Source organism: Mesobacillus sp. AQ2 (assembly GCF_030122805.1).
Classification (GTDB): Bacteria; Bacillota; Bacilli; order Bacillales; family Cytobacillaceae; genus Mesobacillus; species Mesobacillus oceanisediminis_A.
In genome coordinates this window covers 3871920-3883501 of the sequence record NZ_CP126080.1, presented here as the reverse complement: position 1 = coordinate 3883501, position 11582 = coordinate 3871920, and the positions used below count along the sequence as shown (strand labels likewise).

The following is an 11582-nucleotide window of genomic DNA, read 5'->3' as shown; positions in this document are numbered from 1 at the left end:
AGGTTTTATCTAAAACATTAATAATTTTCCGTACGGACTGGCAAGATCATTCGTTAATTAGATAGTAGGTGAACACATGAATCAGCCGCTGACCGATTTTCAAATTTCTTTGAAGAAGATTCAATTTTTATCCCCAAAAGTGAACCAGGGTTTGAAATTCATTTTTGTGATTGACGGCGAATTAATGGTTGAGATTGATAGCCGGTATTATGTTTTAAAGGAACAGGATTTGCTTGTCATTAATCGAAATCAGCTTTTTCAGGTGAAAGGAAATGAAGCTAATAGGGTGTTAGTGCTGGATATATCGGACTCATTTATGGATCGATACTATCCAGAATACCGGAACAGCCGGTTTGAGGTCTTTTCTCAAGAAATAGAAATGGGAAGAGAAATCATGCTTGATAAAATGAGGAAATTGCTGGTTGAATTAATGATTACCTACAGCAGAAAAGATGAAAGCTATCAAATCGAGATGCAAGGATATATATGTGACATTTTGCTGATTCTGATTCGCAGGTTTAAGCAAAGAGGAACGGCCATCGAAAAAATCGATGCAAACGATATCCGGCTGACAAAAATGGTTGATTATTTGGAGAAGAATTATCATCAGGTGATTACATTAGAAGATATGGCACAAAAGTTCTATCTTTCAACAGGGTATTTATCCCGCTATTTTAAGCAGAAGATGGGCATGGGCTTCAATCGCTTTTTAATGGAAATCCGATTGAAACACAGTGTGAAAGATTTAGTGTATACAGATGATACGATTTCACAAATCGCAATGAAAAATGGTTTTGCGAATACAAAGTCATTTTCCAAGCTTTTTAAAGAAAAGTATGAAGTGACTCCTCATATTTACCGGGAGAATCATTCAGAAGCCCAAATCGATTCATTTCAAAGCCTGTCGATTGAAGATACTGATACCCTGGTCAATACTCCTGAAATTCTGGCCAAATTGGGAAGCGTACTGACCAAACATGACCAATCATATACCAACACCGAGACCCGGTTTGAAGAATTGCAGCTTGAAGTAACAGATACAATCAATCAAAACCTATCTCTCCCTGATCATGTACTGATTGTCCGGGAATTAAAGGAACTGCAAAAAGAAGATGTCAGGTCGCAAATACTAATGACAAAAGATGATATGCGTCTTAATTATATCGGAATCAGCCATTTATTAAGCGGGGAGACGATTACGGCAGAAGTTGAAACAGATGAAGAAATTGCCACAAGTTCCCCTTATTTTAAATCAGATGTTGCCTTGAATTTCATGAAGAAAAATGGACTATCGCTTTTTGTAAGAATTGAATACCAGGAAATTACCAAGAATGAAGAATTCTATTTCCAAAAGCTCTATGGTTTTATGAAGCATTGTTTACAAGTATATGGGGCCTCCTATCTGAAAACATGGCATTTTTTATTTTATGAGTCCTATTTTACTGGTGCTGAAGCTTTGGAATTGAAACGTGTCTATTTAAAAATGTACGATTTGCTGAAAGAACTGGTACCGGACATTCATGTGGGTGTTTTTTTGCCTTTCTCTTTTAAAGAAGAGAAAACGAAGGAACCCCATAAATGGATACTGACGGAAGGGAATCATATCGATTTCATTGCGTATCATTCAAATCAGAATGACATGATCGATTTCAAGGAATTGAGTGATAACCGTTTTAATTTGACAAAGGATTATGTAAAGGAAAACACGGCGAAAATTAAATCTTATCTGAAAAAACATCATCTTGAGAAACCGATGCACCTTATTTCATGGAACACACTTTCTGGAAATACCCGTTTTACAAATGGAACTTTTTTTCGTGCAGCCTTAGTGTTGAAAAGTGTATTGGATATAGCCAATGATGTTGAGTCCATCGGCTTTTGGATTAATACTGCATTGCATGAAGGCAGTGATAATGGACAGAGAATCCGTATTGAGGGATTGGAATTTTTCCACTATTTCAGCGGGAAAAGACCTGCATTTTTTGCCATGATGTTTGCTAATAAGCTCGATGGGACCATCATAGCCCGGGGGTCTGATTATTTGATGACCAAAACAGACCGGGGCTATCAGTTGGTGTTGATGAATTGTAAAACGATAAATCCATATTACTCCATCGAGGAAGCATTTTTGCAAAAGCTGAATAAAGAGATCCAGGTCAAGATTGCTGGGCTTGAAGCAGGGGAATATCAAATTCGGAAATATATTTTTGATAAAGATCACGGAGCTTTATATACGAAATGGTGGAATCTTAACAGCAGACATGGAATTGATCTGGAGATTATCGATTACATCAATAGGACAAGCCATCCAGATATTGAGCTTTATGATGAAACCATCACAGGAGAATGGTCATTTTATTCCTATTTAACAGTTAATGCTATTCATTTTTTTGAAATAAGAAAAGCGATGTAAAACAGAAAGTCATTGCCGTATCGGCAATGGCTTTTTGTTTTACATCTTAAGAATCCAGGATTTCGCATAGGGAAGTCAAATTTTGACCTCCCTTTTTTTACCCTAATTAGTGGTGGTGAAATATTTTACATTTTACGAAAAGGAATACAGCAAATAATGACTCTCTAATCTGCAGGATTTGGACTACAATTTTCTTGTAGGAACAAAGAGAAGATGTTCATTCCAGGAGGAAGGTGAACGTTAGGCAGAACAAAAACTGACTTAATTAATTTCAATTTGGGACAATACTATTATTGCCATTTATGTGAATTAGGAGGTTATATTCATGGAGACAAGTTATAAAGGTACAAATAAAATGATCACAGGCATAGTGTTTGGTGTTATTACCTTCTGGCTGTTTGCCCAGGCGATTGTCAATGTCGTTCCAGCAGTCCAGCAGGATTTGGGCATATCAATTGGAACGGTAAACATCGCAATTAGTTTAACGGCTTTGTTTTCCGGAATGTTCATTGTTGCTGCCGGAGGCCTTGCCGATAAAATTGGCAGGAAAAAGATTGCGTACATTGGCTTTATATTAAGTATTATCGGTTCACTTTTCCTTGTTTTAGCCCAGGGTTCAGCAATGCTGATTATTGGACGTATTATTCAAGGGATTTCAGCTGCATTTATTATGCCATCAACCATTGCATTGATGAAAGCCTATTTTGAAGGAAAAGAGCGGCAGCGTGCATTAAGTTTTTGGTCCATTGGATCATGGGGCGGTTCTGGGATTGCTTCATTTGCAGGCGGCGCCATCGCTACCTCAATGGGCTGGAGATGGATCTTCATTTTTTCTATCATCTTTGCTTTGATTGGAATGTTCCTGCTGAAGGATACTCCAGAAAGTAAACAAGAATCTGTGGGCGGTTTTAAATTCGATTACACAGGTTTATCGATTTTTATCATCACAATGATTGCTCTGAATGTCTTTATCAACTACGGAGCTGATTTAGGGTGGGCCAGCCCGCTTACATTAGGTCTTCTGGCAGTTACAATCATTGGTTTCATTGTGTTCATCAAAGTGGAAAGAAGTAAAGAGGTCGTACTGATTGATTTCGATGTCTTTAAAAATAAACCATATACAGGCGCGACGATTTCGAATTTCTTGCTTAATGCTATCGCAGGTACACTAGTTGTCGCCAATACGTATGTACAAGTAGGGCGGGGATTTAATTCCTTCCAGTCCGGTATGCTATCACTCGGTTATCTAGTCGCAGTGCTTGCCATGATTCGTGTAGGTGAAAAAATCCTGCAGAAGGTTGGAGCTAAATTACCGATGATTTGGGGAGCCTTCATTACAACAGTCGGCGTGGCGATGATGGGACTGACATTCTTGCCAGACCTTGCTTATACCATTACCGTTTTCATTGGATTTGCCCTATTTGGTCTTGGACTTGGAATTTATGCAACTCCATCAACAGATACTTCAGTTTCCAATGCTCCCGCAGACAAGGTCGGTGAAGCAGCAGGGGTTTACAAAATGGCTAGCTCACTTGGAAGTGCCTTCGGCGTTGCTATATCTGCAGCCGTCTACGGTGCAATCGCAGGAAACGGAAATTTAGAAACAGCAGCTTCAATTGGGATTATCGTAAACGTCATTTTCGGGATACTTTCGATTTTATCAATCATCTTCCTCGTACCGGGAGATGCCGGCAAGACTGCTCCTGCCAAAGGATCTCGGACCAGCCGAAAGCCAGTTGCAGAATAATGCTTGGTAAACGAAGCTTTTTGTTGAGTTTTAAAAAGTTAAAGAAGGGATGATAGGATCATGAGACAAAAATTAATGGAAATGCTTGAATCGCGTAAGGATGAAATCATTAAAATACGCAGGCATCTTCACGAATATCCTGAACTTTCTTTTCAAGAAGAAAAAACAGCTCAATATATTTTAGATTTTTATAAAGGAAAAGATGTCGAGGTACAATCGAATGTCGGAAACGGACACGGGATCATCGTCACGATAAAAGGCGGGAAATCAGGTAAAAACATTGGTTTGCGAGCTGATTTTGATGCCCTCCCAATCGTCGAGGAAACAGATGTACCATTTAAATCGAAAAATGAGGGTGTCATGCATGCATGCGGCCATGATGGACATACAGCTTATTTGATGGTTTTGGCGGATTGTCTTATTCAATTAAAAGAGGAAATACCAGGCACAATCAAAATCATCCATCAGCATGCGGAAGAAGTACCGCCAGGCGGAGCTAAAAGCATTGTTGATTCCGGTGTACTTGATGATTTAGATAATATCTTCGGCATCCATCTGCTGCCGATGGGTCCAGCTGGGGTTGTCGGATATCACTCTGGATATTCTTTTAACGGCAGGGCTTACATGAAATTAAAGATCAATGGAAGAGGCGGACATGGTTCTTCGCCGCATTTGGCGAACGATGCTATCGTCGCTGGGGCCCATTTTGTAACAGCCGTTCAGACAATCATCAGCCGCAGGTTAAGTCCCTTTGATATCGGGGTGATCACGATTGGATCCTTTGATGGAAAAGGAACCTTCAATGTCATTAAAGACAGCATTGAACTTGAAGGTGATATCAGGTATATGACTGTTGAAACGAAAGCTACTATTGAAAAAGAAGTAAAACGTCTTGTGAAAGGAATCGAAGAAGAATTTGGTGTAAGCTGTGAACTGACTTATTTAAATGATTATCCGCCATTATATAATGATCCAGCCGTAACAGCACAGGTTGCAGAGATTCTTAAGAGTGCAAACGATAAAGATATAAAAGAAGTGAAGGAATTCCCAGCAATGGCTCCATCCGAAGACTTTGCATACTATGCTGAAAAATTCCCTTCCTGCTTCTTTTACATCGCCTGCACACCTAAAGGAGTAGAGGATCCGTACTTCAACCATAATCCGAAGTTCGATATCGATGAAGATGCCCTGCTTGTCGCAGCTAAAGCGGTAGGACATGTTGTTTGCGGTTATTATGAATTAGATTAGGAGATATAGTAAGGTCTATCTTAAAAATTGAACCAGAGATTGGAGTGGGTGCTCATGACGTGGGAATTCCTTAACATCATTGGCACCCTAGCCTTTGCTATAAGTGGCGCAATGGTCGCAAGGGAAGAAGAATATGATTTAATAGGAATTTATGTATTAGGATTCACTACTGCCTTTGGTGGCGGCATTATTCGTAATCTGTTAATTGGACTGCCTATTGAACATATTTGGAAGCAGGATTATTTATTCGAATTTGCCTTTTTGGCTATGACCATCGTTTTTATCCTCCATAATAAATGGATCAATCGTTTTAAAAAATGGGTAATATTTTTCGATGCGATTGGTTTAGCGTCATTTGCCATACAAGGAGCAAAATATGCAGTCTCCATTGACGCACCTCTAATAGCGGTCATTATTGCAGCTGTAATGACAGGAACCGGAGGCGGGATGATACGGGATGTTTTTGCACGGCGGACGCCAATGATTTTCCACTCAGAAATTTATGCTTTATGGGCAGCAATCGCGGGAATCACCATTGGATTAGGTTTGATACGGGGACCGTATGCCACGACTCTGCTCTTAATTGCCATCGTTCTGTTTCGAATCATATCAGTTTACTTTAGATGGAATCTGCCACAGAGCATCCAAAATAGTAAAAGGAGTTTGGATAAATCATAAGTTTGGATTCAAAAATATTGCTTTTATATACAGACACTCAGAAAGCTCATGTATACATGGGCTTTTTTTGTGTCTAAGAGGATGTTCTTCCACGTGCAGTAACTACTATTCATGTATGATTTGCCAACTGACGATACAAAATAAACTATCATCAACTAGGTGGGAATATCACATGGTATTTTTTCGGAAGTATAACGCATCAGAGGGTTCTGAATCCAGATATGGAACAAATCAGGGACGGATAAGTGCAAAATTAGAGGAGAATACTGCTGAAATTCAAGCCATTTTTTGTGATACACCTGATCTAGTCGTGAGGGAGTTAGTCATAAGGCAAACCAGTAATAAGGCTGCGCTTGTGTATTTAAGTGGAATCACCGATAGTAAGGTTGTTTTTGATCATATATTGGACCCGCTTTTATTCCAGGGAGAGAAAGAAAAGAAGGAGGGAGATATAAAGGTCTCTCTTGGTCATATCAAAGAGGCTGCCACATGGAAGCAAGTGGAAAGTGCAATATTAAGTGGCGAGTGCGTCTTATTTTTGGATAACCATAAAGAGGCGTACATATATGACACGCCGGCATTTCCAAAGAGATCTCTGGAGGACTCCCCTATTGAAACTTATTTATCTGGGGCACATGTGGGGTTTACGGAAACTGGCGGCGATAATATTGCATTAATCCGTCAGCAAATTCCTAATCGAGAACTGAAAATAAAGGAAATGACAGTTGGAGAAAGAGGGAAGACGAAGCTCTCCATATTATATCTGGCGGATGTAGCGGATCAGGAAATATTGAAAGAGCTTGTGGACCGGATACAGAGGGTGAATGTCGACAGCGTCATCAATGCGGGGGTACTTTCACAATACATAGAAGACCATTCATACTCTCCCTTTCCTCAATTTTTATTAACAGAACGACCTGACTTCGCAGCAACAGAAATTTTACAGGGCAGATTCGTAACCGTGGTCGACCGCTCTCCAAGTGTGATCGTCGGACCTGCGTCTTTTAATAATTTTTTCACAACAGTAGATGACTATAGTAACCGGTGGATGGTAGCATCTTTTGTTCGACTGCTTAGATATATTGGCTTTTTCATTGCGATCTTCCTTCCTGCAATTTATATTGCTACTATTTCATTTCATTTTGAAGTCATTCCACTGAAGCTGTTATTTTCTATCGGAGAATCGAGAGAACGGATTCCTTTTCCGCCTTTTATTGAGGCTTTTATTATGGAGCTGACTCTTGAAATGCTCAGGGAAGCGGGAATTCGGCTTCCTGCCAAAATTGGGCAAACAGTAGGCATTGTTGGGGGTATTGTCATTGGCCAGGCAGCCGTAGAAGCTGGAATTGTCAGCAATATTATGGTGATCGTTGTTGCTTTGACAGCAATCGCTTCTTTCATCATACCTAATTATGAAATGGGTTCAGCTATTCGGATTGTCCGGTTCCCGATGATGATTCTTGCTTCATTGTTTGGTTTCGTCGGAATCATAGTAGGACTGATGATCTTACTTTCCCATTTTATCGGTCTCGAATCACTGGGAATGCCTTATGGCAGTCCGGTTGCTCCTTTACGTTTTCCTGACTGGAAGGATCTATTTATTCGCTTCCCTCAGTGGTCGCTCGAAAAGCGCCCTTTCAGTACAAGAGCCGTACAAATGAAAAGAGCCGATAGCCGCCTTCCTAAAGGTGAAGAAAATGAATAACATGAAAAATAAAATTACTTTAATGCAATATATCTTTTTAATACATGGTGTTCAAATGGGTGTTGGCGTACTGACGTTGCCCCGTGAACTAGCGGAGAAAGCAGGAACAGATGGCTGGATTGCGATTTTCATTTCCTGGTCAATATCAACTCTTGCCAGTTTATTGATCATTCAGATCATGAAGAAACACCCAAATGGGACTCTTCTTGATTTATTAACCAATTATTTTGGCAAATGGGTCGGGAAAGCAGGAACAATCCTGTTTGGATTGTATTTTGCTTTATTAGCTCATGTGATATTTATTAGGGAAGCGCTTTTTATCCAGGCATGGATCCTGCCTCATACTGAGGTGTATGTAACGATTTTGTTGTTATCAATCCCCAGCTATCTCATTGCCAGAAAAAACATCAACATTTTAGGAAGGTATTCAGAACTCGTCTTTTTCATGACCTTGTGGACGGTGGCCATTTATTTAATTCCTTTGAAGAATGCCGAGTGGCTTAATCTGCTTCCCGTTATAAAGGAGGGATGGTCCCCAATCTTTAAAGCTGCAAAAACGGCCATCTTTTCATTCGTAGGTTTTGAAATTGCCTTTTTTCTTTACCCCTTTTTGCACAAGAAAGAGAAGGCATCCATGGGGATTGTGATTGCCAATAGCTTATCGCTTCTCGCATTCTTGACTATCACAATAGGTGCCTTTGCTTTTTTCAGTCCGGATGAAATTACGGCTTATAATGAACCGACTATTGCCAAATTGAAAGTCCTTGAATTCAAGTTTATTGAAAGATTGGAAATTGTCTTTTTTTCCTTTTATTTGTTTGTAATGTCTACGACCGTTCTGCCACTCATGTATTTAACGGTTTTTTGCACAACTCGGCTGACAGGAAATGAAAATAACAATAGGCCCTTATTCTTGCTTTTACTGATTGAAGGGATTTATGTCATTGCGTTTCCTCCAACTCTCGATCAGAATACTTTTCTCCAGCAAATAACGGAACAGTTTAGTTTGGTTCTAGCATTTGCTTTTCCTCTTTTTTTGTGGGGGATTTTAAGGATACGAGGGCTTTTTCAAAGGAGGGCATCTAAATGAAACGCCTTTTTCTCGCATTGCCATTAATGATTATTGTTGCCACGCTTACAAGTTGTGGAGGCAATGTTCCATTGGAAGATTTAACGATTTCATTGATTCTTGGTATTGATCTGGATGACGATAACAACCTGATTATTTCTGAATCAAGTCCAGTATTCAATAAAGAGAGCAAAAAAAATACAGAAACCTATCAGGTAAAGGCTAAATCAATCAGGGAATCCCGGAAATATTTTGATGTGAAAGCCACAGGTGAAGTCACTGCGGCGAAAATTCAAATTTTACTGATTGGAAAACGCGTACTTAAACATGAAGGCTGGTTTTCTCTTCTGGATACAGTATATCGGAATCCCACCTTTTCCTTGAATACAAGGGTAATCGTGGTGGATGGCCCTGTCTCGGATGTTATTTATTTTGAACCCGATAATAAACCGCAATTACCTTTATATTTGAAAGAAGTGATTGATAAAAACAGTGATCGTACGCAGACTGTAATGACCACACTCCAGGTGCTGCATCGGCAAATGTACGAAAAGGGAATGACGCCGTCTATATCGGAAATAAAAAAAGAAAAAGACCTTGAACTTGTCGGGGTATCATTGTTGGATAAGAAGGGAAAGATTGTAGACACGCTCAGTATTCAAGAATCTGCTCTCCTCATAGTCCTCCAGGATCAAAAGAAGAAGGAATTGACCTATTCCCTGGAACTCCCCGCGCTGGAGGATGAAATGGAGGTTTTTAATACTAAAGAAGTAAGCATAGATGTAAGGCGAGTTCAATCTAACGTAAAGACCAAATATGCCCAGGGGAAATTCCATTTTCATTATAAGATTAATTTGGGTGTTAATATTGTAGAGCGCTTATTTCCTAAAGACAGTGTAAAAGATGAAGAGTTAGAGAAAATGATTGAGAAAGAATTGAAATCAAAGTTCGAAGAAGTCATTAAAAAAGTCCAGGACAACAAAATTGACCCCATCGGGCTTGGAATCTATGCAAGAGCCTATGAATATGAACATTACAAAAAAGTGCAGGATGATTGGGGCAAAGCTCTTTCGGAAGCAAATATTGATATGGACTTAAATATAGAAATAAAATCGATGGGGGCGACAAAGTAATAAAAAAATGTTAGAGAGCTTTTTAAGCCTGCTGATTGTTCTATTTTTTTCTGCAAATTGAAAGCGTCAAAAACAGTTTACCAAGGGAGGGGTGACCCAGAAAAAAGTCGTTCATACAACTTTTTGAGTCACCCATATTTGAATAGGTGAAGGGATATTGTTGCTTCACCTGTTATTTCTTGCTAGAAAACATCTTTATGATTTCATGAAGTTTTTCAGGCTTCAAAACTGGGGATATTGATTCCTCAGTTTGAAGGGTAAGCGCAGCACCAGCAAGGCCTAATTGACACGAGCCGATTAACGATTCTTTCATCATCATCCCATAGATGGCACATGAAGCAAATGCGTCATCTGCTCCAGTGACATCAATAATGTCAGTTGTAAATGGCGGCAAATGCCCGGATTCATCAGATGACGAGTAAAAAACACCTTCATTCCCAAGTGTTACAATGATTTGTTTAACCCCACGCTGCCTAATTTTTTCACAGGCTAACTGGCAGTCCGTGATAGATTCAATTCTCATATCTGACAGGACTTCGGCTTCTTCCCGGGTCGGGAGCAGTAATTCTACTCCGTCAAGGCGAACAGGCAATCTTTGTGCTTTCGTTGAAGATACTGGATCAATATATAAAGGAATGCTTTCATCTCTGCAGCGTTTAATTAAATATCGTATACTGTCCTCAGGAATATTCGTATCCAGAAAAACAGCCTGTGAAGCAGCGATATGGGACCATTTTTCTTCAAACATGGAGGTTGTGATTTTTTCATATATAGTCATGTCAGCCATCGCAACAATACTTTCACCATCAACATCTAACAATGCTGTGTAATTGCCTGTCCGTTCCATTGGCAATACCCATACCTGACTAATATCGACACCAACACTTTTCGTCTCCTTCAATAACCAGTTTCCTTCTTTGTCCTCTCCGACACATGCAATTAGAGATGTGCTGACGCCGAGCCTGCTTAAATTTTCGGCAAAATTGCGAGCCACCCCGCCACATGTTTCGGTAATTCTTACTGGATTTGAAGAATATAAGCGTACCTTCTGATTCGTCCGTGCTTTACGGTCTGTGTTTGCCCCGCCAATACACACGATTGACGATTCTTCTCCAAGTATATAACCGCGCCCTTTGATCTCTCCGCGCCTTGTCAGGTTGGCAATATAGTTAGCGACAGCAGGTCGGGATAACCCTACCTTGCTTGATAATTCCTGTTGTGAAATGAAAGGATTCATTCTTATATGGTGTAAAATTTGCTTCTCTTTATCCATGAGACAACCTCACTTCCCGAAAAACCATAGTTTTTCAACTCAACGTGAATAGATTTTCAAATTTAATTTCATCTCGTTAAGCTTTTGCAGAATCAACTGATTGTTTTTTTTGATAGTTGTTTTAATCAATCCATTATAACCAAAAAAACAACGGCAAAAAAGCCCCTGTAAAATGGGACGATTAAAATGCATTTTCCAGTAATTGATGTTCAATCTAGAGACTACTATTCTTTTAAACTCATTGACAAATAAAAAAGAAAGCGTATACTAAACTTATGTTTATTAAGTAAACAAATGTTTTGAACTTGGGAAGGGG

The 11582-nt window shown here is 39.5% G+C and carries 8 protein-coding genes; 7 read left to right on the top strand and 1 reads right to left on the bottom strand.

The annotated features are described in order from the left end of the window. The first annotated feature begins 76 nt into the window (after window positions 1–76). The 7 genes from QNH36_RS19575 to QNH36_RS19545 all read left to right on the top strand — a co-directional run bounded on the left by QNH36_RS19575 (window position 77) and on the right by QNH36_RS19545 (window position 9993). Complete coding sequence (locus QNH36_RS19575) at window positions 77–2413, top strand: helix-turn-helix domain-containing protein (protein WP_144478908.1); 2337 nt, start codon at window positions 77–79, stop codon at window positions 2411–2413. 325 nt (window positions 2414–2738) lie between these two features. Continuing rightward, on the top strand, window positions 2739–4160 hold the full coding sequence (locus QNH36_RS19570) for an MFS transporter (protein ID WP_144478910.1): 1422 nt from the start codon (window positions 2739–2741) through the stop codon (window positions 4158–4160). 60 nt (window positions 4161–4220) lie between these two features. Further along, window positions 4221–5408 carry an amidohydrolase gene (locus QNH36_RS19565; protein WP_283904009.1) on the top strand — a complete coding sequence of 396 codons (1188 nt, stop codon included), beginning with the start codon at window positions 4221–4223 and terminating at the stop codon, window positions 5406–5408. Window positions 5409–5462: 54 nt separating this feature from the next. Next, the gene (locus QNH36_RS19560; protein WP_251544276.1) at window positions 5463–6086 is read left to right on the top strand and encodes a trimeric intracellular cation channel family protein; all 624 of its coding nucleotides are present in this window, start codon (window positions 5463–5465) and stop codon (window positions 6084–6086) included. A 172-nt stretch (window positions 6087–6258) separates the two neighbouring features. Next, on the top strand, window positions 6259–7791 hold the full coding sequence (locus tag QNH36_RS19555; protein ID WP_251544274.1) for a spore germination protein: 1533 nt from the start codon (window positions 6259–6261) through the stop codon (window positions 7789–7791). Then, complete coding sequence (locus tag QNH36_RS19550; RefSeq protein WP_251544272.1) at window positions 7784–8881, top strand: GerAB/ArcD/ProY family transporter; 1098 nt, start codon at window positions 7784–7786, stop codon at window positions 8879–8881. The genes QNH36_RS19555 and QNH36_RS19550 overlap by 8 nt, the downstream gene beginning before the upstream one ends. Then, window positions 8878–9993 (top strand): Ger(x)C family spore germination protein, encoded by a 1116-nt coding sequence (locus QNH36_RS19545; protein WP_283904008.1) that lies wholly within the window; start codon window positions 8878–8880, stop codon window positions 9991–9993. Before QNH36_RS19550 ends, QNH36_RS19545 begins: the two co-directional genes overlap by 4 nt. A 172-nt stretch (window positions 9994–10165) precedes the next feature. On the opposite strand, the gene QNH36_RS19540 is transcribed toward QNH36_RS19545, so the two are convergent. Then, window positions 10166–11266, bottom strand: a complete 1101-nt coding sequence (locus QNH36_RS19540; RefSeq protein WP_251544268.1) for a carbohydrate kinase — start codon at window positions 11264–11266, stop codon at window positions 10166–10168. Between the last annotated feature and the right edge of the window lie 316 nt (window positions 11267–11582).

Excerpts from the sequence above, each read along its gene's own strand:
- QNH36_RS19575 (WP_144478908.1), top strand. The coding sequence starts at position 77 with ATGAATCAGCCGCTGACCGATTTTCAAATTTCTTTGAAGAAGATTCAA.
- QNH36_RS19570 (WP_144478910.1), top strand. The coding sequence starts at position 2,739 with ATGGAGACAAGTTATAAAGGTACAAATAAAATGATCACAGGCATAGTG.
- QNH36_RS19565 (WP_283904009.1), top strand. The coding sequence starts at position 4,221 with ATGAGACAAAAATTAATGGAAATGCTTGAATCGCGTAAGGATGAAATC.
- QNH36_RS19560 (WP_251544276.1), top strand. The coding sequence starts at position 5,463 with ATGACGTGGGAATTCCTTAACATCATTGGCACCCTAGCCTTTGCTATA.
- QNH36_RS19555 (WP_251544274.1), top strand. The coding sequence starts at position 6,259 with ATGGTATTTTTTCGGAAGTATAACGCATCAGAGGGTTCTGAATCCAGA.
- QNH36_RS19550 (WP_251544272.1), top strand. The coding sequence starts at position 7,784 with ATGAATAACATGAAAAATAAAATTACTTTAATGCAATATATCTTTTTA.
- QNH36_RS19545 (WP_283904008.1), top strand. The coding sequence starts at position 8,878 with ATGAAACGCCTTTTTCTCGCATTGCCATTAATGATTATTGTTGCCACG.
- QNH36_RS19540 (WP_251544268.1), bottom strand. The coding sequence starts at position 11,266 with ATGGATAAAGAGAAGCAAATTTTACACCATATAAGAATGAATCCTTTC.